General features: G+C 62.5%; 26 protein-coding genes. 13 read left to right on the forward strand and 13 right to left on the reverse strand.

Translation table 11 applies throughout. The features are described 5' to 3' along the window. Positions 1-7: 7 nt before the first annotated feature. Genes CN673_RS05115 through CN673_RS05125 form a run of 3 tightly spaced genes read left to right on the forward strand, consistent with a single transcriptional unit; the run spans position 8 to position 4,884 of the window. Positions 8-1,309, forward strand: a complete 1,302-nt coding sequence (locus tag CN673_RS05115) for a M16 family metallopeptidase (RefSeq protein ID WP_099865598.1) — start codon at positions 8-10, stop codon at positions 1,307-1,309. A 12-nt stretch (positions 1,310-1,321) separates the two neighbouring features. After that, positions 1,322-1,972, forward strand: a complete 651-nt coding sequence (locus tag CN673_RS05120; protein WP_099865181.1) for a GNAT family N-acetyltransferase — start codon at positions 1,322-1,324, stop codon at positions 1,970-1,972. After that, positions 1,969-4,884: an EAL domain-containing protein gene (locus CN673_RS05125; RefSeq protein WP_099865182.1), complete on the forward strand. Its 2,916-nt coding sequence runs from the start codon at positions 1,969-1,971 to the stop codon at positions 4,882-4,884. The genes CN673_RS05120 and CN673_RS05125 overlap by 4 nt, the downstream gene beginning before the upstream one ends. Positions 4,885-4,931: 47 nt before the next feature. Here CN673_RS05125 and CN673_RS05130 read toward each other — a convergent pair whose 3' ends face one another. After that, on the reverse strand, positions 4,932-5,540 hold the full coding sequence (locus tag CN673_RS05130) for a YqgE/AlgH family protein (RefSeq protein ID WP_099865183.1): 609 nt from the start codon (positions 5,538-5,540) through the stop codon (positions 4,932-4,934). Positions 5,541-5,730: 190 nt separating this feature from the next. Here CN673_RS05130 and CN673_RS05135 point away from each other — a divergent pair, with 190 nt between their 5' ends. Together CN673_RS05135 and CN673_RS05140 are read left to right on the forward strand one after the other, a co-directional pair. After that, a complete protein-coding gene (locus CN673_RS05135) occupies positions 5,731-6,558 on the forward strand; it encodes a protein-disulfide reductase DsbD domain-containing protein (RefSeq protein WP_099865184.1) in 828 nt (275 codons plus the stop codon). 98 nt (positions 6,559-6,656) lie between these two features. Further along, entirely contained in the window at positions 6,657-7,142 is a 486-nt protein-coding gene (locus tag CN673_RS05140) for a peroxiredoxin (protein ID WP_099865599.1), read from the forward strand. Positions 7,143-7,236: 94 nt separating this feature from the next. On the opposite strand, the gene rnhA is transcribed toward CN673_RS05140, so the two are convergent. From rnhA to coxB, 11 genes are all read right to left on the reverse strand, one after another. Next, on the reverse strand, positions 7,237-7,695 hold the full coding sequence (gene rnhA, locus CN673_RS05145; RefSeq protein WP_099865185.1) for a ribonuclease HI: 459 nt from the start codon (positions 7,693-7,695) through the stop codon (positions 7,237-7,239). Further along, positions 7,692-8,663 carry a homoserine kinase gene (locus tag CN673_RS05150; RefSeq protein ID WP_099865186.1) on the reverse strand — a complete coding sequence of 324 codons (972 nt, stop codon included), beginning with the start codon at positions 8,661-8,663 and terminating at the stop codon, positions 7,692-7,694. Before CN673_RS05150 ends, rnhA begins: the two co-directional genes overlap by 4 nt. 2 nt (positions 8,664-8,665) lie before the next feature. Beyond that, a complete protein-coding gene (gene ispH, locus CN673_RS05155; RefSeq protein ID WP_099865600.1) occupies positions 8,666-9,682 on the reverse strand; it encodes a 4-hydroxy-3-methylbut-2-enyl diphosphate reductase in 1,017 nt (338 codons plus the stop codon). Positions 9,683-9,707: 25 nt separating this feature from the next. Further along, entirely contained in the window at positions 9,708-10,472 is a 765-nt protein-coding gene (locus CN673_RS05160) for an SURF1 family protein (RefSeq protein WP_245409794.1), read from the reverse strand. Continuing rightward, positions 10,459-10,845 (reverse strand): DUF983 domain-containing protein, encoded by a 387-nt coding sequence (locus tag CN673_RS05165; protein ID WP_099865601.1) that lies wholly within the window; start codon positions 10,843-10,845, stop codon positions 10,459-10,461. Before CN673_RS05165 ends, CN673_RS05160 begins: the two co-directional genes overlap by 14 nt. 101 nt (positions 10,846-10,946) lie before the next feature. Beyond that, on the reverse strand, positions 10,947-11,825 hold the full coding sequence (locus CN673_RS05170; RefSeq protein WP_099865187.1) for a cytochrome c oxidase subunit 3: 879 nt from the start codon (positions 11,823-11,825) through the stop codon (positions 10,947-10,949). Between the two features lie 63 nt (positions 11,826-11,888). Beyond that, the gene (locus CN673_RS05175) at positions 11,889-12,503 is read right to left on the reverse strand and encodes a cytochrome c oxidase assembly protein (RefSeq protein WP_099865188.1); all 615 of its coding nucleotides are present in this window, start codon (positions 12,501-12,503) and stop codon (positions 11,889-11,891) included. A gap of 12 nt (positions 12,504-12,515) precedes the next feature. After that, entirely contained in the window at positions 12,516-12,668 is a 153-nt protein-coding gene (locus CN673_RS21085) for a cytochrome c oxidase system small membrane protein (RefSeq protein WP_198585902.1), read from the reverse strand. A gap of 11 nt (positions 12,669-12,679) precedes the next feature. Further along, positions 12,680-13,642, reverse strand: coding sequence for a heme o synthase (gene cyoE / locus CN673_RS05180; protein WP_099865189.1), 963 nt, complete (start codon positions 13,640-13,642; stop codon positions 12,680-12,682). Between the two features lie 121 nt (positions 13,643-13,763). Then, positions 13,764-15,422 (reverse strand): cytochrome c oxidase subunit I, encoded by a 1,659-nt coding sequence (gene ctaD, locus CN673_RS05185; protein WP_099865190.1) that lies wholly within the window; start codon positions 15,420-15,422, stop codon positions 13,764-13,766. Between the two features lie 19 nt (positions 15,423-15,441). Then, on the reverse strand, positions 15,442-16,347 hold the full coding sequence (coxB, locus tag CN673_RS05190; RefSeq protein ID WP_099865191.1) for a cytochrome c oxidase subunit II: 906 nt from the start codon (positions 16,345-16,347) through the stop codon (positions 15,442-15,444). Between the two features lie 362 nt (positions 16,348-16,709). Between coxB and CN673_RS05195 the strand changes: the two genes are divergently transcribed. The 5 genes from CN673_RS05195 to CN673_RS05215 all read left to right on the forward strand — a co-directional run bounded on the left by CN673_RS05195 (position 16,710) and on the right by CN673_RS05215 (position 23,294). Beyond that, positions 16,710-17,366 (forward strand): invasion associated locus B family protein, encoded by a 657-nt coding sequence (locus tag CN673_RS05195; RefSeq protein WP_099865192.1) that lies wholly within the window; start codon positions 16,710-16,712, stop codon positions 17,364-17,366. A gap of 89 nt (positions 17,367-17,455) precedes the next feature. Beyond that, entirely contained in the window at positions 17,456-18,871 is a 1,416-nt protein-coding gene (tldD, locus tag CN673_RS05200; RefSeq protein ID WP_099865193.1) for a metalloprotease TldD, read from the forward strand. A 207-nt stretch (positions 18,872-19,078) separates the two neighbouring features. Continuing rightward, the gene (locus CN673_RS05205) at positions 19,079-21,463 is read left to right on the forward strand and encodes a S8 family serine peptidase (RefSeq protein WP_099865194.1); all 2,385 of its coding nucleotides are present in this window, start codon (positions 19,079-19,081) and stop codon (positions 21,461-21,463) included. Further along, positions 21,460-22,194, forward strand: coding sequence for an NAD-dependent deacylase (locus CN673_RS05210; protein WP_099865195.1), 735 nt, complete (start codon positions 21,460-21,462; stop codon positions 22,192-22,194). Before CN673_RS05205 ends, CN673_RS05210 begins: the two co-directional genes overlap by 4 nt. 50 nt (positions 22,195-22,244) lie before the next feature. Further along, entirely contained in the window at positions 22,245-23,294 is a 1,050-nt protein-coding gene (locus CN673_RS05215) for a polysaccharide deacetylase family protein (protein WP_099865603.1), read from the forward strand. Between the two features lie 19 nt (positions 23,295-23,313). Here the strand turns inward: CN673_RS05215 and pdxH are convergent, their stop codons facing one another. Beyond that, positions 23,314-23,925 carry a pyridoxamine 5'-phosphate oxidase gene (pdxH, locus tag CN673_RS05220; RefSeq protein ID WP_099865196.1) on the reverse strand — a complete coding sequence of 204 codons (612 nt, stop codon included), beginning with the start codon at positions 23,923-23,925 and terminating at the stop codon, positions 23,314-23,316. 140 nt (positions 23,926-24,065) lie between these two features. Here pdxH and CN673_RS05225 point away from each other — a divergent pair, with 140 nt between their 5' ends. The 3 genes from CN673_RS05225 (at position 24,066) to fabI (ending at position 26,509) form a co-directional block, all read left to right on the forward strand. Next, positions 24,066-24,422: an RT0821/Lpp0805 family surface protein gene (locus CN673_RS05225; RefSeq protein ID WP_157928806.1), complete on the forward strand. Its 357-nt coding sequence runs from the start codon at positions 24,066-24,068 to the stop codon at positions 24,420-24,422. A gap of 96 nt (positions 24,423-24,518) precedes the next feature. After that, entirely contained in the window at positions 24,519-25,565 is a 1,047-nt protein-coding gene (locus CN673_RS05230; RefSeq protein WP_157928807.1) for a DnaJ C-terminal domain-containing protein, read from the forward strand. A 125-nt stretch (positions 25,566-25,690) separates the two neighbouring features. Next, positions 25,691-26,509, forward strand: coding sequence for an enoyl-ACP reductase FabI (gene fabI, locus CN673_RS05235; protein WP_099865199.1), 819 nt, complete (start codon positions 25,691-25,693; stop codon positions 26,507-26,509). Positions 26,510-26,524: the final 15 nt, after the last annotated feature.

Raw genomic sequence — 26,524 nt, forward strand, 5'->3', positions numbered from 1 at the left:
GGATTCTATGACGGTCGAGTGTTCCCGGCTTCCCAACGGCCTCACGGTCGTCACGGAGGCCATGCCCAATCTCGAAAGCGTGGCGCTTGGCGTCTGGATCAAATCGGGATCGCGTGACGAAAGAGAGCAGGAACATGGGATCGCCCACCTGCTGGAACATATGGCGTTCAAGGGCACGCGGCGTCGCAGCGCCCGCCAGATCGCCGAGGAAATCGAGAATGTCGGCGGCGAGGTCAATGCGTCCACCTCCGTGGAAACGACGGCCTACTATGCGCGCATCCTGAAAGACGACGTTCCGCTGGCGGTCGACATCCTGTCCGACATCCTGCTCGATTCCAGCTTCGATGAGCAGGAACTCGCCCGCGAGCAGCATGTGATCCTGCAGGAGATCGGCGCTGCCAACGATACGCCGGACGATGTGGTTTTCGACAAGTTCGCCGAGATCGCCTTTCGAGACCAGTCGCTCGGCCGGCCGATCCTCGGCACACCGGAGACGGTGAAGTCCTTCACGCCAGACCATCTGCGCACCTATCTTTCGCGTCAGTACACGGCCGACCGGATCATCATCGTCGCGGCCGGAGCGGTCGAGCACGACAGCTTCGTCAAACATGTCGAAGAACGCTTTGCCAGCGTTTCACCGCCGGCAGGCGACACCGGGCCGCTGTCTCAGGCCATCTACACGGGTGGCGACTACCGCGAGACGCGCAAGCTGATGGACGCGCAGCTTCTGCTCGGCTTCGAGGGCCGGGCCTATCATGCCCGCGACTTCTACTGCTCGCAGCTTCTCGCCAACGTCCTTGGCGGCGGCATGTCATCGCGCCTCTTTCAGGAAGTGCGCGAGCGGCACGGTCTCTGCTACTCGGTCTACGCCTTCCACTGGGGCTTTTCCGACAGCGGCATATTCGGGATCCACGCCGCGACGGGCGGGGACGACCTGCCGAAGCTGGTCCCCGTCCTTATCGAGGAACTGCGAAAGGTTACCGAGTCGGTCGACGTGCAGGAGATCGACCGTGCCCGTGCCCAGACGCGTGCCCAGCTGCTTATGGCGCAGGAAAGCCCGGCCGCCCGCGCCAGCCAGATCGCCCGTCAGATGCTTCTCTACGGTCGTCCTATTCCCAACGACGAGTTGATGGACCGGCTCGCCAATCTGACTCCGGAGAGGCTGACCGACCTCGCCGGCCGGCTGTTCTTCGACACGATGCCCACCATGTCCGCGATCGGACCGTTGAACAAGCTGGCGCAGTTCGATGATATCCGCGCGAGCCTGACCGTCAGCGGCACACCGCCGCGGCAGGCCGCGAACGCCTGACCGATCGCGCTCATGTTCGGCTTTCTCTCCCGACGCAGCGAGCCGCTCCTGATCGAAACAGCCAATGCGTATCTGCGTTTTCCCGAACGCGGTGATTTCAACGCCTGGCGATCGTTGCGCATGGCGAGCCGGGCGTTTCTGCAGCCGTGGGAACCGAGCTGGTCGACGGACGAGCTCTCGCGCCTTTCCTATCTCGGCCGCGTCGGCCGCTACGAGCGCGAATATGTCGAAGGTCACGCCATCCCCCTCTTCCTCTTCATGAAGGAAAGCGACGAACTGCTTGGCGGACTGACGATCGGCTACATCCGACGCGGCGCGGCGCAGAGCTGCATGATCGGCTATTGGATGGGCGAGCGCCACGCCGGCCAGGGCCACATGACGGCAGCGCTCGATGCGGTCATTCCCCATATCTTTCAGCGGTTGAAGTTGCACCGGATCGAGGCAGCCTGTATCCCCGAGAACACGCGCAGCATCCGACTCCTTGAAAAGGCCCGATTTCGCCGCGAGGGCTATTTGAGGGGCTATCTGAAGATCAACGGGGTGTGGCGGGACCACCTGCTGTTTGCGCGTCTCAAAGATGACAGTGCCGACCATCCGGATGGGGCCGGCGCGCCCGTCGTCGGCATGGTGCCGGGTGATCCAGATTTGAACGGGGCACGATGACAGCCGAGCGACTCAACAGCCAGTGCATTGCCCGGTTCATGACGATCCTGGTGGCGCTCGCCGTTTCACTGGCAACGCTCGTGGTCGGCGCCGCGCCTTCGCTGGCGGCCGAGCCGGTCGCCATCTCGCGAGACGACACGGCGCTCGACCTGACGGACACGACGGAGATATATGCCCATCGCGGCGAGGCGTTTCAGGTCTCCACGGCTCCGGGCACGGACGGTATCGTGCGCCGCATCGAGGTGCGCGCCTCCTCCGAGGAGCACTCCGGCGACTGGGCGGTCTTCGCTCTTGCCAACGTCTCCGACCAACAGCTCGACAGGCTGATCGTCGCGCCGCATTTCCGTCTGGTCGGGTCCGGCATGGTCTGGCCCGATCTCGGCTCGCGGCGCATCACCTCCGTCACGCCAAGCGAAGGTTTCGCGCTCGACCGGCAGGCCAGCCCCGATGCCGACGTCTTTCAGATCACGCTCAACCCCGGATCCATCGTCACATTTGTCGCCGAACTTTCATCGCCCGAACTTCCGCAAATCTATCTCTGGGAGCCGGACGCCTACAAGGACACGGTCAACGCATTCACGCTTTATCAGGGCATCGTACTCGGCATTGCCGGGCTGCTCGCGGTCTTCCTGACGATCCTTTTCGTCGTCAAGGGTACGTCCATGCTGCCGGCGACGGCGGCATTGTCCTGGGCCGTACTGGCCTACATCTGCGTCGATTTCGGGTTCCTGTCGAAGCTGATCTCGATTACGCCCGGCGATGAGCGCATCTGGCGCGCCGGGACCGAGGTGTTTCTCGCAACCGGCCTGGTGATCTTCCTTTTCACCTATCTCAACCTCAACCGCTGGCACACCAATCTCAGCTATGCGACCCTTGCCTGGGTGCTGGTGCTGGGCCTTGTCTTCGGCATCGCGATCTACGATCCGGCCATCGCCGCGGGTCTGGCACGCATGTCGTTCGCAACGACGGCCGTCGCCGGCATTCTCCTGATCAGCTATCTCGGCTTTAGCCGATACGACCGCGCGATCATGCTCGTCCCGACCTGGGCGCTCATTCTCGTCTGGCTGTTCGGGGCCTGGCTGACGGTGACCGGCCAGCTGGACAACGACATCATCCAGCCCGCGCTTGGCGGCGGCCTTGTGCTCATCGTGCTCCTGATCGGCTTCACGGTGATGCAGCACGCCTTTGCGGGCGGCGCTTATAGCCAGGGGCTCTTCAGCGACCTGGAGCGCCAATCACTGGCCTTGACGGGAGCCGGCGACACCGTTTGGGATTGGGATGTGGCACGCGACAGAGTCGTCACGATCCCCGACATATCCGGACAGCTGGGCTTGGCCACCGGCGCGCTCAACGGCGCCGCCCGCAACTGGTTGCCGCAGATCCATCCCGATGATCGGGATCGCTTCCGCACCGCGCTCGACGTCATGCTCGAGCATCGCAAGGGTCGGCTGAACCACCAGTTCCGTCTGCGCGCCGAAGACGGGCATTATCACTGGATGTCGCTGAGAGCGCGCCCCGTCGTCGGCTCCAACGGCGAGGTGATCCGCTGCGTGGGAACGCTGGTCGACGTGACCGAACAGAAGAGCTCGGAAGAGCGGCTGCTGCACGACGCCGTGCACGATAACCTGACGGGCCTGCCGAACCGCGAACTCTTCCTCGACCGGCTCGACGGGCTGCTGACGCTTGCTGACCATCAGCACGATGTCCGGCCGACCGTCTTCATGATCGACATCGACCGGTTCAAGCAGGTCAACGACAATCTCGGCATGTCTGCCGGCGACACGATCCTTCTGACGATCACACGGCGCTTGAAGCGGCTTTTGAAGCCTCAGGACACGCTGGCGCGGATCGCCGGCGATCAGTTCGGCCTGATCCTTCTGTCCGAACAGGCGCCCGAAAAGGTTGCCGCGATGGCCGAGGCGATCAACAAGGCGATCATGGTGCCGATCGTATTTGCCAAGCGCGAAATCATCCTGACTGCATCGATCGGCCTCGTCGGCTATGTCGACAGCGCCGCTTCGGCCTACGATCTCTTCAAGGATGCCGAGCTCGCCATGTATCAGGCCAAGCGCCACGGCGGGAATCGGATCGAGCCGTTCCGCCCGGCGTTCAAGGGTGTCGGAACCGACAAGCTGCAACTCGAATCGGATCTGCGCCGTGCCCTTGAACGCGACGAGATGGCGCTCGTCTATCAGCCGATCATTCGTCTTTCGGACGGCGAAATCGTCGGGTTCGAGGCACTGATGCGCTGGGAGCATCCGCGCCGCGGCCCCATTCCGCCGGCCGAGTTCATCCCGATCGCCGAAAGCTCCGACCTTATCTTCTCGCTCGGTCTCTTTGCGATCGAGCGGGCAGCGCTCGACCTCAAGGACTGGCAGCGCGATCTTGGCGACATTCCGATTTCGCTTTCCGTCAATGTCTCGAGTGCCCAGCTCATCCGCAACGATCTGTGCAACGACGTGCGCGGGGCACTGACCCGGACCGGCTGCCGGCCGGAGCATTTGAAGCTGGAACTGACCGAATCCGTCGTGATGGAGAATCCGGAGCAGGCCGGGCTTGTGCTCTCACGCCTGCGGGAGATCGGTATCGGTCTGGCGCTCGACGATTTCGGCACCGGTCATTCCTCGCTCTCCTACCTCACCCGCTTCCCGTTCGACACCCTCAAGATCGATCAGACGCTGGTCCGCGATCAGGGCGAGAAACGCAGCGTCCTGCTGCGTTCCATCGTCGGAATGGCCCGCGACCTCGACATGGCGGTTGTGGCCGAGGGGATCGTCAGCGACGAGGATGCCGAGGAACTGCTCGAGATGGGTTGCGATTTCGGCCAGAGCTTCCTGTTCGGCGCACCGATGAATGCAGAGACCATCAAGCGTCTGCTGCGCGAGAATTTTCCGCTGTCGAAGGCGAGCTGAGCGCGGCGACGAACACTCTGAACCGGTCTTGTCACCAGGTGATGGGATCAGGCGTGGCCACTCTCGCGCGATAGCATCGCAGGGTTGATGCCCATGGAAGCAAGCACGCGATCGTACTTGTCCGGCAGCGCCCGGTCATACACGATGTCGTCGGATGCGGGGCAAGTCAGCCAGCCATTTTCGCCGATTTCGGCTTCGAGCTGGCCGGGCCCCCATCCGGCATAGCCGAGCATCATGGTGGCCCGGTGCGGGCCTTTTCCCTTCGAGATCGCCCGGAGAATATCGACTGTCGCCGTCATGCAAAGCTCGTCGGAGACGGGCATCGTGGAATCGCTCAGATAGTCGTCGCTGTGCAGTACGAAACCGCGCCCTGTGTCGACCGGCCCGCCTGCTTGAACGGCCATGTCGCGCGCGCGGGTCGGCAGGCATATGGCATCGTCGCTCGAAATCACCTTGAGCTGGACCAGTAGGTCACAAAAGCTCATCGGCTGCGGCCGGTTCAGGATGAACCCCATCGCACCGTCGCCGGAGTGCGCGCAGATATAGATCACGGTCCTGTCGAAATTGCTGTCGAACACATGCGGCATGGCGATCAGCAACTGACCATCGAGGTAGCTGCGTTCCTTCTCGCGTCGCGTGAGCCCGGTGATATCCATGGGCAAAAGGTAACAAGTCCGGCGGGAATGAAAAGGAAAATCGGACAGGGTCGGACGAAAGGGCAGGACGGTGGAAACGCGAGAATCGGCCAGCTCACTCGAAAATGACCCGGTGTCGTGTGATCGTGAGTTGAACGCCCTGCCTGAATGGCGCTAACCACAAGCGGTTCAACATCCGGGCATTTTCTTCATGATCCGATCGCTGATCGTTTTTCTCATGCTCAGCCTGTCCGGCGCTCTTGCGTGCGTCGTGCAGGGGCACGCGGCATCGTCCGACTGGATCGAGACGGAGGGGGCCAGATTGCGACTGGTGGCGGACGGTCAGCCACGCGACGGTGTCCTCCATGCCATGATCGACATCGAACTCAAGGATGGCTGGAAGACATATTGGCGCGAGCCCGGTGCGAACGGCATTCCCCCGAGCATCGACATCACGGCCAGCCACTCCATCGCAGATGCCGAAATTCTGTTCCCCGCGCCAGAGCGCATCGACGAGGGCTATGGCGCATTCATAGGTTACGATGCGCCAGTGCGTTTGCCCGTGCGGTTCGAACTCCACCCGTCCGACAAGGTCGAGCGGATCAGGGCTTCCGTTTTTCTCGGCATCTGCGAGCGGATTTGTGTGCCCGTGCAGACGGAATTCGACCTTGAACTGACGAGCACGGCATCGCAGGCCCTCGACGCCGCGCTGGTGGCACAGTCCTTCGCCGCCCTGCCCGCATCTCCGAGCCGCGCGTTCTTCGTCGACGGTGCACGATGGAACGAGGAAGGTGATCGTCTGCTCGTAACGGTACGCCACCCCGACACGGCCGGCTTTGCCGAACCCACCCTCTTCGCGGCACCGCCGACGGGCTGGCATTTCGGAGGCGTGAAAGCCGTCGAGAGCCTGCCCGATGGCACCGTGTTTGCCATCAAGGTCAAGCAGCGCCCGGAGGCACGATCGGACAAGCCCGAAAACGCGGCCGTGGTCGTGCGGACGGTTTCGCACGCGATGCAGGACACGATCACGCTGCCCTGAGCATTGGTTTCGCCCCCTCGACACGGCGCGACAATCCGCTAGGGTCGCCCGCAGCATTCCTATATGCGTAACAATCAATCAAGCAGGAGCTTATGGACGTGAGCATTTCGGTCGGCGACAAACTGCCCAGCGCTACATTCAAGGAAAAGACGGAGAGCGGTCTGGAGGAGGTGGATACCGCCAGCATCTTCTCCGGCAAGAAGATTGTTCTTTTCGCCGTTCCTGGCGCATTCACCCCCACCTGCGACATGAACCACCTGCCGGGCTACATCGAGCATCGCGACGCCATTGTCGAGAGAGGGGTGGATGAGATCGCCGTCGTTGCGGTCAATGACGTCTTCGTCATGGCAGCCTGGGCCAAGTCGTCGGGCGGCGATGGCAAGATCCGCTTCCTGTCCGATTGGGACGCCGGATTTACCAAAGCAATCGGCATGGATGCCGACCTGTCGGCAGGAACGCTTGGCCTTCGTTCGCGCCGCTACTCGATGGTGGTGGACGATGGCGTGGTAAAGGCGCTCAACGTCGAGGATTCACCCGGCCAAGCGACCAAATCGGGCGCCGCAGCCATCATGGAACAGCTTTAGACCGTTCCGCCCTTGAAGGCGCAATCGCTCCGGAGTCTGTCAGCGCGATAACAAAGTCGCTGCCTGGTGCCGACCGGCCTGGCCGGCACCTCGTTCACGCAGGCCGGGCGATGCGACGGCCTTTGAACGGCGCCATCGCCAGGCGCGCCAGTTCGTCGGCCCGTTCGTTCTCCGGGTGGCCGGCATGGCCCTTGACCCAATGAAGCTCGACCTTGTGACGCTGGCGGGCCGCATCGAGCGCCTGCCACAGTTCGGCATTCTTCACCGGCTTCTTGTCGGCGGTGCGCCAGCCATTGCGCTTCCACCCGTGGATCCACTTCGTCAGCCCGTCGCGGACATAGACGGAGTCCGTATAAAGATCGACGACGCACGTACCCTTCAACGCTTCAAGCGCAGCAATCGCCGCCATCAGTTCCATGCGATTGTTCGTCGTCTCGGGCTCGCCGCCGGAAAGCTCCTTTTCAACGCCGTTGTAGCGCAGGATGGCGCCCCAGCCGCCCGGTCCCGGATTGCCCGAGCAAGCGCCGTCCGTGAAAATCTCGACGCGCTTCATGCGTGCTCCCTCAGCCCGTATTCGGCTGCATTCTCGATGGTGCGGTGCAAGCGCATGCGGCGCAGATATTCCATCGGGTCCTTTTTGACCACGAGTGCGCCTTCCGGCGTGGTCAGCCAGTCGTAGAGACGTGTCAGGAAGAACCGAAGCGCCGAGCCGCGTGCGAGAAGCGGGAGGGCCTCGCGTTCGGCGCGCGACAGCGGACGCACGGCGTCATAGCCATCTAGCAGCGCCATGCCCTTCGTCAGGTTGTACGAACCGTCCTTCTCGAAGCACCAGGCGTTGAGACAGATCGAGACGTCGTAGGCGAAAAGGTCGTTGCAGGCGAAATAAAAGTCGATGAGGCCGGAGACGCGATCGCCGAGAAAGAAGACATTGTCGGGAAAAAGATCGGCATGGCAGACACCGGAAGGCAACCCTTCGGGCCAATGCGCCTCGAGATGATCGAGTTCAGCCTCTATTTCCTCGATCAGGCCAGGCTCGACTGTATCGGCCGATCCGCGCGACATCAGCCAGAGCGGGCGCCAACCCGAAACGGACAGCGCATTCGCCCGCTTGATCGAGAAATCGCGACCGGCCAGATGCATCTGCGCCAACGCCGCGCCGACCTCGCGGCAATGCTGCGCCTTCGGGCGGCGCAGCCACATGCCCTCGAGAAACGAGATCATCGCTGCGGGCCGCCCGGCAAGCTCGCCGAGCATCGCGCCGCTGCGCTGCTTGATCGGCAGCGGACAACTCAATCCCTTTTCCGCCAGATGCTCCATCAGGCCAAGGAAGAACGGCAGGTCGGAGCGATCGACGCGCTTTTCGTAAAGCGTCAGGATGAAGGAGTCGTCACTGGTGTGCAGCAGGAAATTCGAGTTCTCGACGCCCTCTGCAATGCCCTTGTAGCTTGTCAGACGTCCAACGTCGTAATCGGCAAGGAAGGCGGTCAGCTCGTCTTCAGTGATATCGGTATAAACGGCCATGCTCAGTGCGTCCCGACCAGCATCGGACCATTGACGAAGGCCATGTCCTCGCCTGTGAGCGCCGTATCGCGGAGTTCACGGTTGACCAGGAAGTTCTCATTCTCCTCGACCGTTTCGGCAAGCTCGACCGTCACATCGAAGCGTTCGCGGAACGCCTCGATGATCTCTGCGACGATCGTCTCCGGCGCGGAGGCCCCCGCCGACAGTCCCAGGACCGCGACTTCGCCCACAGCGTTCCAGTCGATCTCTGCGGCGCGCTGAACCAGCAGCGCGGCCGTTGCGCCGGCCCTTTCGGCCACTTCGACCAGACGTTTGGAGTTCGATGAATTCGGGGCACCGACGATGAGAAAGAGGTCTGTTCCCGGAGCCGCGGCCTTCACGGCGTCCTGGCGGTTGGTCGTCGCATAGCAGATCGATTCGGCCGCCGGCGCCTTCAATTGTGGAAACCGCGCCGTCAGCGCGGCGATCACGCCTGCGGTATCGTCGACCGACAGCGTTGTCTGGGTGACGAAACCGAGATTGTCGGGATCGTCCGCTTCATAGCGGTCGGCATCTTCCACGGTCTCGATAAGCGATACGGTTCCGGCCGGCAACTGACCCATCGTGCCGATCACCTCGGGATGGCCGGCATGACCGATCAGGAGCACGTGCCGGCCCTGGCGGTTGTGCCGCATGGCCTGCTTGTGGACCTTGGAGACCAGCGGACAGGTCGCGTCGAGGTAGAAGAGGTTGCGCGCCTCGGCATCGGCGGGGACGGATTTCGGGACACCGTGGGCAGAAAAGATCACCGGTTGATCGCGGTGCTCGGTCGGAATCTCGTCGAGCTCTTCAACGAAGATCGCCCCCTTCGCTTCCAGCCCTTCCACGACATAGCGATTGTGCACGATCTCGTGGCGCACATAGACCGGCGCGCCGTACTTCTTCAGCGCCAGAACCACGATCTGGATAGCGCGGTCCACGCCCGCACAGAACCCGCGCGGTCCGCAAAGCCGGATTGTCAGAGCCGGTTTTCCTGTCATCGTCGCTTGAGCCATCAACCGCCGCTTACCACTCTTTCCTGTTCGGGCTGCGAAAGAACATGAAACCCGCCACCACTGCAAGGGCTGCGGCGAGGCCATACCAGGTGACGGCGTATTGAAGGTGATTGTTGGGAAGATCGACCTGAGTGACGCCAGGCACAGGGACGCGGATGCCGCTGTCCGCCCCGTAAGACCGGATGTCGACGAAGAAGGGAACGGTCGCATCCGCGGCAAGCCCCATGGCCTCGCGCATCGCCGCGAAATCCTTCCAGTACCAGAGATTGTCGGCCGGCGCATTGTCCGGCACGATCCAGCTCGGCTTTTCCGCCAGCGGGTCGCGTGCAAGCGCCGTGAAGCTGACGATCCCCTCCGGCTCTTCCCACTCGCGGGTCGCCGGCTCCTTGCGGTCATACGGGATGAAACCCCGATTGACGATCAAGGCGCGCCCATCGCGAAGTTCGAGTGGCGTATAGACATACCAGCCGGACTGACCCTGATGGGTCGCGAGGAAATGCTGCTCGCCATCGTGGTCGAAGCGTCCGCTGACCTCCACGGGCACATATTCGATCTCGCCTTGCTGCGCCCACTGCGCTTCGGCTTGCGCAAGCGACAGCGGCGGGGCGGCGATGCGCTCGGCGATGCGCTCAAGAAGCGCTTCCTTCCAGGCGAGCCGCTGCACCTGCCATGTGCCCAAGGCAATCAGCATCGCCAGCACCGTCAGCACCGCGACGACGAATATCGGGCCGGGACGCCAGTGCGTCACAGTTGGCCGTTCGCTAGCGCTGCTCATCGATCGCGCCTTCCCGCGCATCATGTTTGTACTGCAGTGTGATGAGTACGCCCTTCAGCGCCCGCAGCAGGCCGAGGCACAACACGATCAGCAATGGTGTCCATATCACCAGATGAACCCATAGTGGCGGCTGATAGGCGAGTTCCAGCCACAGCGCCAGCCCGACGATCACGAACCCGATGATCATGATCACGAAGACGGCCGGCCCGTCGCCGGCATCGGCGAAAGAGTAGTCGAGCCCGCAATTGCGGCAGCGGTTCCGCATCGTGAGCAAGCCGTCGAAGAGGGCGCCTTGCCCACAGCGCGGGCAGCGCCCCTGAAGGCCTGCCTTGACCGCGTCGACCGGCGGGTAATGTGCGGTGTCCTGCGCCATGCAGCGTCCTTCGACCAAGAAAAAGGGCGGCCGCCAGCCGGCAACCGCCCTTTTGATATAAGGGCATCAAGGCGCCGCGGCCATAAGAGGCCGCTGCGACATCAATGCGCGGCGATCGGCGCGCCCCAGGACGCCCAGACGTAGATCGAGAAAAAGAGGAAGAGCCAGACCACGTCGACGAAGTGCCAGTACCAGGCGGCCGCCTCGAAACCGAAATGCTTCTGCGGCGTGAAATCGCCCTTCATTGCGCGCAACAGGCAGACCGCCAGGAAGATCGTTCCGATCAGGACGTGGAAGCCGTGGAAACCCGTCGCCATGAAGAACGTTGCGCCATAGACCGAATTGGAGAAGTCGAATGGAGCGACGGAATATTCGTAGGCCTGGACCGACGAGAATAGGATGCCGAGAAGCACGGTCAGCGTCAGACCGTAGACGAGGCCCTTGCGGTCGTTGTGCAGCAGCGCGTGGTGCGCCCATGTAACCGTCGTGCCCGAAAGCAGGAGGATGACGGTGTTGTAGAGCGGCAGGTGAAGCGGATCGAGGACCTCAATGCCTTCCGGCGGCCATTGTCCGCCCGTATAGGCGAGACGCGCGGCCTGGATCGGTTCGTCGGCAAAGAGGCTCGCATCGAAGAATGCCCAGAACCATGCCACGAAGAACATCACCTCCGAGGCGATGAACATGATCATGCCGTAGCGCAGGTGAAGCGAGACGACGCGCGTGTGATGGCCCTCGTGCGATTCCTTGATCGTGTCGGACCACCAGCCGAACATCGTGTAGAGTACCAGGGCGAGACCGATATAGAAGAGCCACGGCGCAGCCCAGTCGATACCGAACAGGTTGAAGGAGCCGCCCGACAGGTAGCGCATGTAGCCGACGCCGCCAAAGGCCATGACCAGCGCGCCGATCGAACCGAAGAGCGGCCAGGGCGATGGGTCTATGATGTGGTAATCATGATTTTTTGTGTGTGCATCGGCCATAAGCTGATCCCCGATTGACGCTATCCTCGAGTGCCGGCGATGAGGCGCGGCGCCCATTCTCCGTTACAGTCTGTCCGTTTCACCTTCCCCATCAGAGGGCGCCGCCGCAACCGGGGCATCCTGCTCGTGCGGGAAGAAGGTATAGGACAGGGTGATGGTTTCGATGTTCTTGGTCTCGACCTGCTCGACGATGGCCGGATCGATGAAGAACACCACCGGCATATCGAGCGTCTCGCCCGGCTGAAGCTCGACCTCGGTGAAGCAGAAGCACTCGACCTTGTTGAAATAGCCGCCGGCGGCCTGCGGCGTCACGTTGAATGTCGCCTGGCCGGCACGCGGGCGCGACGACTTGTTGACCGCCTCATAGGCAATCTGGATCGTCTCGCCGATCTTCAATTCGACTTCGCGCTGCTTCGGCTGAAAGTCCCAGGGCAAACCGTTGACGTTGGCATCGAAGCGCACCTTGATCGTGCGATCGAGAATGGTATCGGAATATTGTTGCTCGGCACGCTGCGTCGTGCCGCCATAGCCCGTAACCTGGCAAAAGAGTTGATAGAGCGGCACCGCGGCATAGGCCATTCCGCCCATGGTCACGACGAAGAGCATGCACGCCATGACCACGGCGCCATTGCTCAGGCCCTTCTTGCGCCCCTCGTTCTCCGACTGCCGATCGCTCATCTTTTCGCGTCCTCAGTAAAGCGGCTTGTTCATGATTTCGGGACCGATCTTGATCACCGTCGCCGCATAGAAAAGAACGACGAGGAAGGCCAGCACCAGGCCGATCGCGATCGATCGGTTGCGGCGCGCGCGCTTCTGTTTGTCGGTCAGTTCGACCTTGTCCATTGTCGTCTCCATCACGCCGCCAACCAGGAGATGGCGTTCATCGCCAGATCGTCGACGAGGAACAGCGCGAAAATCGCGAAGAGATACACGAGCGAATAACCGAAGAGCTTCTTGGCCGGAACCATACGGCGGTCGGCCTCGGGCATGCGCCAGACCTTGAATGCATGGTGCACGAAGCCCAGTCCGAGAAGGAGCGACGCGGCCCCACAGAGCGGACCGGCGAAACCGAGCACATAGGGCAGAACGCCGGCAACTGCGGTCGCCACGGCGTACCAGAAGATCTGCGTCTTGGTGGACGCTTCTCCGGCAACGTTCGGCATCATGGGCACGCCGGCATCGCCATAGTCATCGAGCTTGAAGAGGGCAAGAGCCCAGAAATGCGGCGGCGTCCAGAGGAAGATGATGAGGAAAAGCACGACGCTTTCCACGGTCACCGAGCCGGTGACAGCCGCCCAGCCGATCATCGGCGGGAAGGCACCGGCAGCGCCGCCGATGACGATGTTCTGCGGCGTCGCCCGCTTCAGCCACATCGTATAGACGACGGCATAGAAGAAGATGGTGAAGGCGAGAAGCGCGGCGGCCAGCCAGTTGACGAGGAGGCCCAGGGTCATGACCGAAAATGCCGAGAGTGTCAGCCCGAAACCCAGCGCTTCGGCCGGCGATACGCGGCCAGAAGGGATTGGCCGCTTGGCGGTGCGCGTCATGATCGCGTCGATGTCCGCGTCATACCACATGTTGAGAGCGCCCGACGCCCCTGCTCCGACCGCGATGCAGAGAATGGCAATCGCCGCGATGAATGGATGGATCGTTCCGGGCGCCATATAGAGCCCGACGAACGCGGTGAAGATCACCAGCGACATCACCCGCGGCTTCAAGAGATCGAAAAAATCGCGTGCGCCCGCCTCGGAAAGACGAACCTCCGAGGGACCGAGGAGGTCCGGCACGGCGACATTATGATCGCTTGTATAGGCCATTCTCGTTCAAACCTTTCGAAGCGGCCCTTTGCTGCGCGGGCTTTCTTGCTTCTCTTTCATGATCGCGGAAGCCGCCAATCGTTGGCGGCTTCCGTCTTCGCGTTCTTGCGGCTCGCCTGCGCTACTTGATGCGCGGAAGCTGCTCCCACTGGTGGAAGGGCGGCGGGGATGACAGCTGCCATTCCAGCGTCGTCGCACCCTCGCCCCACGGATTGTCGCCGGCGATGCGCTTCTTGGCGAAGGCTTCCCAGACACCGTAGAGGAAGATGATCACGCCGATACCCGAGATGTAGGAACCGTAGGACGAAATCGCGTTCCAACCAGCAAAGGCGTCCGGATAGTCGATATAGCGGCGCGGCATGCCGGCCAGACCCAGGAAATGCTGCGGGAAGAAGACGAGATTGACGCCGACGAAGGTGACCCAGAAGTGGGTCTTGGCGACCATCGAATTGTACATGTAGCCGGTCATCTTCGGGAACCAGTAGTACCAGGCAGCGAAGATCGCGAAGACGGCACCGAGCGACAGGACGTAGTGGAAGTGTGCCACGACGTAATAGGTGTCGTGGAACGAGCGGTCGAGGCCGGCATTTGCGAGCTGAACGCCGGTGACCCCACCAACGGTGAACAGGAAGATGAAGCCGATCGCCCAGAGCATCGGCGTGCGGAAGGCGATCGAGCCGCCCCACATCGTCGCGATCCAGGAGAAGATCTTCACGCCTGTCGGCACCGCGATGACCATCGTCGCGAAGACGAAGTAGCGCTGCGTGTCGAGCGAGAGACCGACCGTATACATGTGGTGCGCCCACACGATGAAGCCGACCGCACCGATCGCGACCATGGCGTAGGCCATGCCGAGATAGCCGAAGACGGGCTTGCGCGAGAAGGTCGACACGATGTGGCTGACGATGCCGAATGCCGGAAGGATCAGAATGTAGACTTCAGGGTGACCGAAGAACCAGAAAAGGTGCTGGAACAGGATCGGATCGCCGCCACCGTCAGGAGCGAAGAAGGCGGTGCCGAAATTGCGGTCGGTCAGAAGCATGGTGATCGCGCCGGCGAGGACCGGGAGCGAAAGAAGAAGAAGGAAGGCGGTGATCAGCACCGACCAGGCGAAGAGCGGCATCTTGTGCAGCGTCATGCCCGGGGCGCGCATGTTGAAGATCGTGGTGATGAAGTTGATCGCACCGAGGATCGACGACGCACCGGCCACATGGAGCGACAGGATCGCGAGATCCATCGCGGGCCCTGGCTGTCCCGAGGTGGAGAATGGCGGATAGATCGTCCAACCGCCCCCGACGCCATAGGCACCGGCCGGGCCTTCGACGAACATCGACAGCATCAGGAGGATGAAAGCCGGCGGCAGAAGCCAGAAGGAGATGTTGTTCATCCGCGGGAACGCCATGTCCGGCGCACCGATCATGATCGGAACCATCCAGTTGGCAAAGCCGCCGATCAGCGCTGGCATGACCATGAAGAAGATCATGATGAGGCCGTGCGCGGTGGTGAACACATTGTACATGTGCTTGCCGCCGTCGAGGGCAGCGCCGCCCTCCAGGCCATAGACCATGGCTGCCAGACCGTGGAAGATCTGGATGCCCGGCTCCTGGAGTTCCATACGCATGAACACAGACAGCAGCCCGCCGATGATCCCCGCCATGATGGCAAAGATCAGGTAGAGCGTGCCGATGTCCTTGTGGTTGGTGGAGAACATCCACCGCTTCACGAAGCCTTGCGGCACATGATCGTGGTGGTCGTCGTGAGCTGCCGTCGTGCCAGCCATTTATCTCACTCCCTAGGAGTTACTGTGCGTTGTTATTGGCGACATCAACGGCCGTCTCGGCCTCGATGGCTGCCATGAGCTGGCGATTGGCGGCACCGACATCCTCGGTGGCAGCCGTTGCCCATTCATTATACTGCTCTTCGCTGACGACGCGGATGGCGATCGGCATGAAGGCATGGTCCTTGCCGCAAAGCTCGGAGCACTGTCCGTAGTAGAGACCTTCACGCTCGGCCTTGAACCAGGTCTCGTTCAGACGGCCCGGCACGGCGTCGATCTTGATGCCGAAGGCCGGCATGGCGAAGGAGTGCAGAACGTCGCCGGCAGTGACCAGAAGGCGCACCGTCTGGTTGACCGGAACGACAACCTCGTTGTTGACCGCCAGCAGACGCGGATAGGCCGACAGGTCTTCCTTGCCGGCATCGGCGCGCGCATCGTCCTGGAGCAGCAGCGAATCGAACACGACTTCCGTCGGCTCCTCGCCTTCCGCGACGTCGTCGGACGCCTGATATTCATAGCCCCAGTACCACTGGTAGCCCGTCGCCTTGATTGTCAGCGCCGGGTCTTCCGGCGGATCATACTGGGCGGAAAGCAGCTGGAAGGACGGCACTGCCAGGAAGAGAAGGATCACGACCGGCGCCACCGTCCACACCACTTCGATGAGAGTGTTGTGGCTGGTCTTGGAGGGAACCGGATTGACGCTGCGCCGGAACTTCACCGCGCAGATCACGATAAGCGCCAGCACGAACAGCGTGATGGGCACGATGAACCACAGCGTATAGGCCTCGAACCAGGTGATTTCTTCCATGATGGCCGTAGCGGCCGGCTGGAAGCGCCACTGCCAGTCGAGAGGCTGAGCGGCCAGCGCATGGGTTGCGGAAAGCAGCGAAACCAGAGCGGTCCAGACTGCGAATGAGATGTTTTTCACACCCGATCTCCCTGAAGAGTGGCAGCGGCAGGCGGCAAGAGACACCGGATGCCGGACTTTGTGCCCGCTTAGAACCACAATTTACATGCTATCGCAACCTGATGAAGCCACTGCCCATGCGGCATTTTTGCATTCATCACGTTCTTTCTCAGTCTGCATCACCCGGCTTTCGGCGGGAGGCTGCGGGACGCCGCGACCTTGTGCCATCGCCTGCTTCTATAGGCTTGTTCGAGTGCACTTTCCTGCTCCATTCTAGCCGTTATTGTGCACTATCGCGAGGTGTCCATCCGCACGGGCTTCCAATTTCGGGCAGCGCGCCTACAAACTGAGCCCCTGATTCGATCCGATGCCCGAGGTCCCTCATGCTGCCGAGCCTGACAAAAACGACGCGTGATTCATTTCTTGCCGCTGCACTTCTCGGCGCGTCGGTCGTTTTCGCCCCACTGCCCGCCCTCGCCCAGGAAGATGCCGCGCCCCAGGAAGAGGGGCAGGCTGAGGACAATGGCGGCGCCCAACCGGAGGCGCCAGCAGGCACTCAGACCCCAACGGAGGCAAGCCCCGACGCGCCAGTCCAGCCTCAGGCAGAACAGCCGGGGGCCGTTCGCTCCAATCACGGAGCCTGGTCGATCGTCTGCGATCAGGAAGCCGGCGCGCCGAACGAGCAATGCGCCCTCATGCAGAACGTCATCGCAGAAGACCGTCCCGAGGTCGGGCTGTCTGTCGTCGTCCTGAAAACGGCCGATGATCAGGGCCGCATCCTGCGCGTCCTGGCACCGCTCGGCGTGCTGCTGCCCAATGGTCTCGGACTGAATGTGGACGGCGAAGACATCGGCCGCGCCTATTTCGTCCGCTGCTTCACCGATGGCTGCTATGCCGAGGTCATTCTGGAAGACGAATTGCTCCAGACCATGCGCGAGGGAACGACGGCAACGTTCATCGTCTTCCAGACGCCCGAGGAAGGCATCGGCATCCCCGTCGACCTCGACGGCTTCGGCGAAGGCTTCGACGCTCTGCCGTGACCGGCCACGACCGTCGCTCTCGGCGGGGTGTGAATGCGTTGGGTGCAGGACTATATGACGGGCAGCACCGAAACGCCGGGAGATAATCCTTGACCACCCCATTGCTCGATCAGTTCGATATTTCCGCCGACAAGGTGGAGCGCATCGTCGCCGAAACGCTGAAGGACGCCGATGATGGCGAGGTGTTCCTGGAATACCGCCAGCAGGAAGCCTTGATGTTCGACAACGGGCGACTGCGGGCCGGCAACTTCAATACCGACCGCGGTTTCGGGCTGCGCGCTGTCGCTGGCGAGGCGATCGGCTATGCCCATGCGGGAGAATTGTCGGAAGGCGCGCTGAAGCGCGCCGCCGACGCGGTGTCGGCCGTCACGCGCGGCCATTCCGGCACTTATGCCGCCGCGCCCCAGGGCACCAACCGGCGCCTTTATGGCGAGGAGAACCCGATCGGCTCGCCCGATTTCGAGGCGAAGGCCAAGCTTTTGCAGGAGATCGACGCCTATCTGCGTGGCAAGGACCCGAAAGTTCGCCAGGTCAGCGCGTCGCTCGCAGCCAACTGGCAGATGGTCGAGATCCTGCGTGCCGACGGGCACCGGGTGCAGGACGTGAGGCCGCTGACGCGCATCAACATCGCCGTCGTGGTCGGCGATGGCGACCGGCAGGAAACCGGCACGTTCGGCATCGGCGGACGGCGCAGTTTCGGCGACTATCTGGCGACCGAGAACTGGCAGGCCGGCGCCGACGAGGCGCTGCGCCAGGCGCTCGTCAATCTTCGCGCCCTGCCCGCGCCCGCCGGCACGATGGACGTCGTTCTCGCCAATGGCTGGCCCGGCGTCATGCTGCATGAAGCGGTGGGGCACGGCCTGGAAGGCGATTTCAACCGGAAGAAGACTTCGGCTTTTGCCGGCCTCATGGGTGAGCAGGTGGCGGCGAAAGGCGTCACCGTCGTCGACGATGGCACAATCGACGAGCGCCGCGGCTCGATCACGATCGATGATGAAGGCACGCCCTCCGGCCATAACGTGCTGATCGAGGACGGCAAGCTCGTCGGCTACATGCAGGACCGGCAGAATGCGCGGCTCATGGGCATGAAGGCGACAGGCAACGGCCGCCGCGAATCCTACGCCCATGTGCCCATGCCGCGCATGACCAACACCTACATGCTGGCGGGCGGGCACACACCCGACGAGATGATCGCTTCGGTCAAGCGCGGGATTTACGCCGTCTCCTTTGGCGGCGGCCAGGTCGACATCACCTCCGGCAAGTTCGTCTTCGGCTGCACCGAAGCCTACATGATCGAAAACGGCAAGATCGGCCATCCGATCAAGGGCGCGATGCTGATCGGCAATGGGCCCGAAGCCATGCAACGCGTCTCCATGGTCGGCAACGATCCCAAGCTCGACACCGGTGTCGGCAATTGCGGCAAGGCGGGCCAGTGGGTGCCCGTCGGCGTCGGTCAGCCGCATCTGAAGATGGAACGCATGACCGTCGGCGGCACCGAGGCTTGAGTTGAAATCGCGTCGGCGGCGCGCCTCTTTTTGCCGCCCCCGATCTGGACAGTAAAAACCCCATCAAGTCTTAGGGGCAATTGATGAATTCAGCTAGGACTTAACTTTTATTGTAGCGAATCATTCACTCACCCCGCTAATCGAACAAATGGTGGGGGGAGGTCGGACGCTGTCTTGCTCCCCGTTATATCAACTGGGGGCAATCGAATGGCGCATGGGGCATCTTTCCCGATCAATCAGGGACTTTGGCATCTGAACAATTTCGGCCAGTTCGGCGACGGGCTGACCGACATCAACGTCCTGCCGGTCTGGCAGGATTATCGCGGCGAAGGCATTCGCGTCGCAGTTTTCGATTCCGGGATCGACACCACCCATCCCGACCTCGCCGCCAACTATCTGGAGGCGTTCGACTTCAACTTCGTCGACGGCGTCGAGGACGGATCGTACCTCACGTTGGAAGAGGCGGATCCGCACGGCACCTTCGTCGCCGGGCTGATTGCAGGAACGGGCGAAGGCTCCGGCATCGTCGGTGTCGCCTTCGAATCGACATTCACCGGATATGCCGGTTTCAACGGCGCACTGGCGGCCACGGCGTTCGCGAAGGCGGCCGATGACGGATTCGACGTCATGAACAACAGCTGGGGGCCGACCCTGCCGTTCAGCAACAGTCACAACACGGATTATTTTCAGAGTATCGAATACGCCGCCGGCACGGGGCGCGAGGGCCTGGGGCTCAACATCGTGTTCGCGGCCGGCAACGACTATCAACTTCCACACTTCTTCGGCGATCTGGGTTTCGAGTGGTCCGGCGAGTTTCCCTATGCCGACACCAATATGGACATGCTGGCGAATTCCCGCTTCGTCATTTCCGTTGGCGCACTCGACATCAACGGGACCTATCAGGACGGCGAAGACGGACAGGGCTACACCACGCCCGGTGCGTCTCTGCTCGTTTCGGCGCCGGGAACCAATGTCGCCTCGACCGACATTCAGGGTGACTTGGGTTACAACCTGGAAGGCGATGTCGCAGTGAGCAGCGGAACGTCGTTCGCCGCGCCGGTCGTCTCGGGCGTCATCGCGCTCATTCTGCAGGCCAATCCGAATCTCGGCTATCGCGACGTTCAGGACATCCTGGCGCATTCGGCACGACTGACCGATCTGGAGGACGAAAGCTGGCAGGTCAACGCTGCGACCGACGCCAATGGCGGTGGGATGGCGACCAACGAGAATTACGGGTTCGGGCTGGTCGATGCGACGGCTGCCGTCCGTCTCGCCGAGACCTGGACGGAGCAGAAGACCCTTGCCAACGAGATTTCGACGACCGCCAGCGCACAGTCCGGCGCCCGTGCCATTCCGGACGGCGGCGAAACCACCTTCACCTTCACGTTGGAAGACGGCATCGACATCGAGACGCTGGCGCTTGAGTTCGACATCACCCACGAGGAGTTCGGCGATCTGATCGTCATCCTGACTTCGCCTTCCGGCACCGAATCGTTCCTGCTCTATCGCATCGCCGATGCGCGGGCGAGCGAGCTAGTCGGCGCGGTCGCAGCGGCCGAGGGCTATGACGGTGAGATCAGCAACACGATCAACCACACCTTGACGAGTGCCCACTTTCGGGGCGAAGCCAGCGGCGGCGAATGGACCGTCCGCATCGAAGACGCCAAGCAAGGCGACATCGGCACCGTCAACGCGCTCACCCTCAGCGCCTATGGCTCGGAGGCCGGCGACAACGACACCTACATCTATACGGACGATTTCGGCGCGCTTGCCGCGATCGAGGAGCAGCGCACGATCCTCGACGACGCGTCCGGTTTCAACACGCTGAACTTCGCGGCTGTGAGCGGGGCGGTTTCGGTCGACCTGGCAGCCGGCGCGGCGGATGTGGCCGGAACGGCCCTGACGCTGACCGATGCGACCAACATCTCTCTCGTCTTCTCGGGCGACGGCAACGATCTGATCGCCCTGTCGAGGGCCGATCAGGCGGTCATGGCCGGGCGCGGCAGCGACACCATCGAGGTCTTTGCGTCGGCCTCCGTCGATGGTGGCGCCGGATTCGACCAGATCGTCCTTGCCGGAAGCCGCGCGGACTATCAGTTCGCTCAAACCTCAAGCGGCGTGAGCGTGGGCTTTGACGCCGGTACGGTCGCGGCGGAGAACGTGCAGTATTTCGCTTTCTCGGAAGAAAGCGACGCCGTGATGATGGTCCTCGACAACGACGCGCAAGGCGATCTCGCCCGCCTCTACGACCAGTTGCTGGGACGCAGCGCCGAATTTGCCGGCATGGTGTATTGGACCGAGACCCTCGATCACGGCACCAACCTTGCGACCATTGCAAACGCCATCACCGACACGGCCGAATTCATGCGGTGGAGCGATGCGCTTTCGAGCGACGACTTCGTTGGAGCGTTGTACCAGCAGGCGCTGGGCCGAAACGCGGATGACGCCGACAGCGGCTACTGGTGCGGACAGCTCGATGCCGGCGTCGGGCGCGATGAGGTTGCCGCGCGGGTCGCGCTCAGCGTCGAGGCCGATGCGATGACATTCGATCACATCACCATCTTCGGGCAGGATGATATGATGGTCGCATGACGAACCTTGCCGGATGTCCTTCCATCGTCATTCTGACCGGTGCCGGGATCTCCGCCGAGTCCGGCGTCGCCACCTTTCGCGACAAGGACGGCCTTTGGTCGAAGGTGAGGATCGAGGACGTCGCGACGCCCGAAGCGTTTCTGCGTGACCCCGCCGGCGTGCATGCGTTCTACAACGCGCGCCGGCGGGGGCTGGGCGCGATCCAGCCGAATGCCGCACATCAGGCACTCGCGCGGCTCGAAAGGGATTTCGACGGCGATTTCCTGCTCGTGACGCAGAATATCGACCACTTGCATGAGGCGGCCGGATCCAGGGCCGTCCTTCACATGCATGGCGAACTGCAAAAGGCGCTGTGCGTACTCTGCGACAGGCGGTCCGATTGGATCGACGATCTCTCGGTGGAGAGCTGCTGCCCGCATTGCAACACCGCAGGGGGCATGCGCCCGGACGTCGTCTGGTTCGGCGAGATGCCGTATCGGATGGAAGAGATTTACGAACGGCTTGCCGATTGTGCGCTATTCGTTTCGATCGGCACGAGCGGCACGGTCTATCCGGCGGCCGGCTTTGCGGATGAAGCCAGGCATTGCGGAGCCCTTACCGTCGAAATCAATCTGGAGCCGACGGGCGCGGCGCTTTTCCATGAGACACGCGCCGGTCCGGCTACATCGCTCGTGCCCGCTTTCGTCGACGAAATCCTTTCCGGGTCGGACCGGCCGTTCAAGAAAGCTTAAGCCGGGCCTGATATCGCATCGGGAAACCGATGGGCGGCGAGCGGGGGATCATGACGGGCGCAGCGAAGACGGTCTTGAAGAGCGCGGTGATTCGGGCCGGGCTCGAAGGATTACATATCGCGGAACGTGTCGGGCTTGCGGGCACGCCGCATGTCCGTTCCGTCATATTCACGCTGCATCATGTGCGACCGGCCTCGCGGCGCAGCTTCGCACCAAACGCCCATCTCGAAATCACGCCGCATTTCCTCGACACGGCGATCACGGCGTTGAAAGCCGATGGATTCGAGCCCGTTGCGCTTTGCGACCTTCCGGCACGGATGGCGGGGGCGGCAGATGGCGCACGCTTCTTTGCCTTCACGCTTGACGACGGCTACCGCAACAACCGCGACCATGCCCTGCCTGTCTTCAGGAAACATGCCGTGCCCTTTACCGTCTTCGTCACGCGCGGTTTCGTGGAGCGCAGGCAAAGCCTGTGGTGGGAAACCGCGGCAGACCTGATCGCACACGTCCCGCAGCTTTCCTTCGATTTCGGCCAGGGACGCGGCGTCGAGATCGTGCCGACGGGCACCCATGGCGAAAAATGTCGAGCCTTCGAACGGCTGGCCGCAACGATACGATCGCAGGAGCAGGATCGCTTCATCGCGGAACTCGACGACGCGGCACTTTCGGCCGGGATTGATCCGCTGACGATCGTTGACCACGAAGTCATGGATGCCGGCGAACTGCGTAATTTTTCAGACGATCCGCTGGTGTCGCTCGGCGCTCATACGCTCACACATCCCAGCCTCGCGCATGTCGCCGACGACCGGCTTGAAAACGAAATGGCCTGCTCGGCAGAATTTGTCAGCGCCATCACCGGTCAAGCGACCGAAAGCTTCGCCTACCCTTACGGCGACGCTCATGCCGCCGGGCCGCGCGAATATGCGGCGGCAGCGAAAGCCGGCTTTCGCCTCGCGGTGACGACGCAGCCCGGCACGATCGACCGAACGATGCTCGAACGCGAACCGACGGCGCTCAAGCGCATTTCGCTCAACGGGCACTATCAAAAGGCGCGGTATGTGCGCGCGCTCGCATCCGGTCTCGCTTTCAAATTCGTCTGAACGCGCCCGGAGCCGGACATCACGGATAGAGCCGCTCCTTTTCCCAGCCGCTAGCTGCTGGCGTGAAAACGATCCTGTCGTGGAGTCGGAAAGCCCCATCCTGCCAGAATTCGATCGCCGTCGGCTTGATGCGGAAGCCCGACCAGTGCGGTGGCCGCGGCACGTCCTCCCCGTATCGCGCATCGACCTCGGCAACGGCATTCTCCAAAACCGCGCGGCTTTCCAGCGGACGCGATTGCTGCGAGGCCCACGCTCCAATTCGGCTGCCCCGCGGGCGCGATGCGAAATAGGCATCGGCCTCGGCAGCCGACACCTCCTCCACCGGTCCACGCACTCGCACCTGGCGCCGCTGCGATTTCCAATGGAAGCACATCGCCGCCTTCATCGTCGCCAACACCTCCTGCCCCTTGGCGCTCTCGAAATTCGTGTAGAAGACGAAACCGCGCGCGTCGAAGCCCTTGAGAAGGACCATGCGCACATTGGGCTGGCCGTCGGCGTCGACGGTGGCCAGCGCCGTTGCCGTCGGATCGTTCGGCTCACTCTTGGTCGCATCCTCGAGCCATTGGGCAAAAAGCGCGATCGGATCGCTCATCTCGGCAAAGTTACCACGCGTTAACGGTGTTTCGCTCATAGTCGGCACATCTCGCCTTTCGATTCCTGACCGGGCCGAACCATATGGTCTTCCCTGCCGCCAAGTCCATCTTGCTTCGCCGTCGTCGGCAGGCTCCGCTTCTCGCTGTCGCATTGGCAGTCATGGGACTCTCGGGCTGTATGGGGTCGGGGATCGACGAGACGCTGGCGGTCGATACGATGACGACCGGGGCGATTCCCACCGCGCGGGCAGACCCTCCCCTCCCGGCGCCCGCGGCGGACGAGGAGGCCGTGGCCCGCGCAGTGGCCGAGATCGACCTGGAGCAAACGCCCAACGCACCCTTTCCGTGGGCCAATCGATCGACGGGCAGCACCGGCGTCATATCCGCCCTTGAAGAGACCGAGGAAACCGGCGTGCCCTGCCGCGCCTTCACCACGACGGTCCACCGCTATGACGGCATCGCCCTCTTCGATGGCGCAACTTGCCGCGATGACAGCGGACAGTGGAACCTGAAGGCCTTTCGCCCCGTTTCGTGAAGGGCGTTGCAAATTCCCGCGTTTGCGCCTGGTCCATAAACCCCCGGTTAGCACTCTCTTTCTAGATTGTGATCGAGGTCGAAAGGTTTGAAGGCGATGCGCAATCCCTATTTCGTGCTGGGCGTCCAGCCAGACGCCGATATGGACGACATCAAGAGTGCGTTCCGTCGCCTCGCCATGGCCTTTCATCCCGATCACAATCAGGACGATTTTGGCGCGCACGAGCGTTTCGCCGAAATTCAGTCTGCCTATCAGTTGCTCAAGGATCCCGATCAGCGCCGGCGTTTTGACGATGGGTTGATCGATGCGCGAGGACGGGTTCGCGCGGCGCGCCGGTCCAAGGATCCCTTTGCCGGCGTCGACATCAATCGGAAACGGTCTGAGAAAGAGGAACCGGAGACGGCCGAGGCCGTGGCGGAGCGCATTTTCGGTGAGGCCTTCCAGCGAGAAAAGCGGCGTGATCCGCCCAAGCCGGAGCCGACGGAGCGCGAGACGATCGCAGAAGCGCCCGGCATCGACGACGTGCCGATCGGTGACACGGCAGACCCTCAGCCGGCACCGCGCGCAAATGGCTGGTCCTTTCTCGATCTGGCGATCCGGCCTCTCGCGCGCATGCTCGGCGGACGCGATGAGACAGTTGAAGGCCTGCCAGCCGTCGCCGAACTCACCGTCGATCTGAAAACGATCCTCAGGGGCGGCGTCGAACCACTTGCCTTGCCGGACGGATCGACCGTCATGGTCACGGTGATACCCGGCGCAAGAGACGGTCATATCGTGCGCATGAGCTCGCTGGGCCCGGAAATTCGTGGCCAGAAGAGCGATCTCATCGTGATTGTTCGGCATGCGCCCCACTCTTCGCTGCGCGCCGAAGGCAGTGACCTTCTCACCTCCCTCACCATCAATCTCGAACAGGCCATCCATGGCGGATCGGCGACTGTCACGACGCTCGACGGCCCGCAGCACGTCGATGTTCCGGAATGGCCCAAGCCGGGCGAGACGGTGCGCCTGCGCGGGCGCGGGCTGCCGCGGGGCGATGGTTCGCGTGGCGATCTGGTCGTCTCCCTCGTCGTTGCCCTTCCCGAGAACCGCGACGAGAAGCTTGTCGATTTCATGCGCCTGCAGAAAGGCGAGTGGTTCGTCTGACGGCGGTTCGCGCCGTTCCGGCGCTGGAAAGTGTGGTTAGCCACGCCGTTGACGTGCCCGTCACTTGAACGCCGCATGACCGTGTGCAATAGCCTCGGCACCATCCACAGGCCAGGGAGACGGCAATGGTTCAGGCGACGGGGCTGATGCAGGGCAAGCGCGGCATCATCATGGGACTCGCCAACAACCGTTCGATCGCCTGGGGCATTGCGAAAGCCTGCGCCGACCAGGGTGCCGAAATCGCTCTCACCTACCAGGGCGATGCCCTGCGAAAGCGGGTCGAGCCGCTGGCCAAAGAGCTCGGTGCCATCGTTGCGGGCCACTGCGACGTCACCGACGAGGCCACGATCGATGACGTCATCGCCGAAGTCGAAAAGCAGTGGGGCACGATCGACTTCATCGTTCATGCCATCGCCTTTTCCGACAAGGACGAGTTGACTGGCCGCTACCTGGAAACATCGCGCACGAATTTTGCGCGGACCATGGACGTCTCAGTCTATTCATTCACGGCGCTCGCCAAGCGCGCCGAGCGGATCATGAATGATGGCGGCTCGATGCTGACGCTGACCTATTACGGCGCGGAAAAGGTGATGCCGCACTACAACGTCATGGGCGTCGCCAAGGCAGCGCTTGAGGCCAGCGTGCGCTACCTCGCCGTTGACCTCGGCAATCGCGGGATCCGCGTCAATGCCGTCTCGGCCGGGCCGATCAAGACGCTCGCCGCCTCGGGCATCGGCGACTTCCGATACATCCTCAAGTGGAACGAGTACAATTCGCCGCTCAAGCGCACCGTTTCGATCGACGAAGTGGGCAAGTCCGCTGTCTACCTGCTTTCGGACTTCTCCACCGCAGTCACCGGCGAGGTGCACCATGTCGACATGGGCTATCATGTCGTCGGCATGAAGGCGGTCGACGCGCCCGATATCTCCGTCGTCAAGGATTGAGGGCGTCGGGACACG

This window comes from Neopararhizobium haloflavum (assembly GCF_002750855.1).
Taxonomy (GTDB): domain Bacteria; phylum Pseudomonadota; class Alphaproteobacteria; order Rhizobiales; family Rhizobiaceae; genus Georhizobium; species Georhizobium haloflavum.

Coding starts and splice junctions, on each gene's coding strand:
- CN673_RS05115 (WP_099865598.1), top strand. CDS start 8: ATGACGGTCGAGTGTTCCCGGCTTCCCAACGGCCTCACGGTCGTCACG.
- CN673_RS05120 (WP_099865181.1), top strand. CDS start 1,322: ATGTTCGGCTTTCTCTCCCGACGCAGCGAGCCGCTCCTGATCGAAACA.
- CN673_RS05125 (WP_099865182.1), top strand. CDS start 1,969: ATGACAGCCGAGCGACTCAACAGCCAGTGCATTGCCCGGTTCATGACG.
- CN673_RS05130 (WP_099865183.1), bottom strand. CDS start 5,540: ATGGATATCACCGGGCTCACGCGACGCGAGAAGGAACGCAGCTACCTC.
- CN673_RS05135 (WP_099865184.1), top strand. CDS start 5,731: ATGATCCGATCGCTGATCGTTTTTCTCATGCTCAGCCTGTCCGGCGCT.
- rnhA (WP_099865185.1), bottom strand. CDS start 7,695: ATGAAGCGCGTCGAGATTTTCACGGACGGCGCTTGCTCGGGCAATCCG.
- CN673_RS05150 (WP_099865186.1), bottom strand. CDS start 8,663: ATGGCCGTTTATACCGATATCACTGAAGACGAGCTGACCGCCTTCCTT.
- ispH (WP_099865600.1), bottom strand. CDS start 9,682: ATGACAGGAAAACCGGCTCTGACAATCCGGCTTTGCGGACCGCGCGGG.
- CN673_RS05160 (WP_245409794.1), bottom strand. CDS start 10,472: ATGAGCAGCGCTAGCGAACGGCCAACTGTGACGCACTGGCGTCCCGGC.
- CN673_RS05165 (WP_099865601.1), bottom strand. CDS start 10,845: ATGGCGCAGGACACCGCACATTACCCGCCGGTCGACGCGGTCAAGGCA.
- CN673_RS05170 (WP_099865187.1), bottom strand. CDS start 11,825: ATGGCCGATGCACACACAAAAAATCATGATTACCACATCATAGACCCA.
- CN673_RS05175 (WP_099865188.1), bottom strand. CDS start 12,503: ATGAGCGATCGGCAGTCGGAGAACGAGGGGCGCAAGAAGGGCCTGAGC.
- CN673_RS21085 (WP_198585902.1), bottom strand. CDS start 12,668: ATGGACAAGGTCGAACTGACCGACAAACAGAAGCGCGCGCGCCGCAAC.
- cyoE (WP_099865189.1), bottom strand. CDS start 13,642: ATGGCCTATACAAGCGATCATAATGTCGCCGTGCCGGACCTCCTCGGT.
- ctaD (WP_099865190.1), bottom strand. CDS start 15,422: ATGGCTGGCACGACGGCAGCTCACGACGACCACCACGATCATGTGCCG.
- CN673_RS05195 (WP_099865192.1), top strand. CDS start 16,710: ATGCTGCCGAGCCTGACAAAAACGACGCGTGATTCATTTCTTGCCGCT.
- CN673_RS05205 (WP_099865194.1), top strand. CDS start 19,079: ATGGCGCATGGGGCATCTTTCCCGATCAATCAGGGACTTTGGCATCTG.
- CN673_RS05210 (WP_099865195.1), top strand. CDS start 21,460: ATGACGAACCTTGCCGGATGTCCTTCCATCGTCATTCTGACCGGTGCC.
- CN673_RS05215 (WP_099865603.1), top strand. CDS start 22,245: ATGACGGGCGCAGCGAAGACGGTCTTGAAGAGCGCGGTGATTCGGGCC.
- pdxH (WP_099865196.1), bottom strand. CDS start 23,925: ATGAGCGAAACACCGTTAACGCGTGGTAACTTTGCCGAGATGAGCGAT.
- CN673_RS05225 (WP_157928806.1), top strand. CDS start 24,066: ATGGGGTCGGGGATCGACGAGACGCTGGCGGTCGATACGATGACGACC.
- CN673_RS05230 (WP_157928807.1), top strand. CDS start 24,519: ATGCGCAATCCCTATTTCGTGCTGGGCGTCCAGCCAGACGCCGATATG.
- fabI (WP_099865199.1), top strand. CDS start 25,691: ATGGTTCAGGCGACGGGGCTGATGCAGGGCAAGCGCGGCATCATCATG.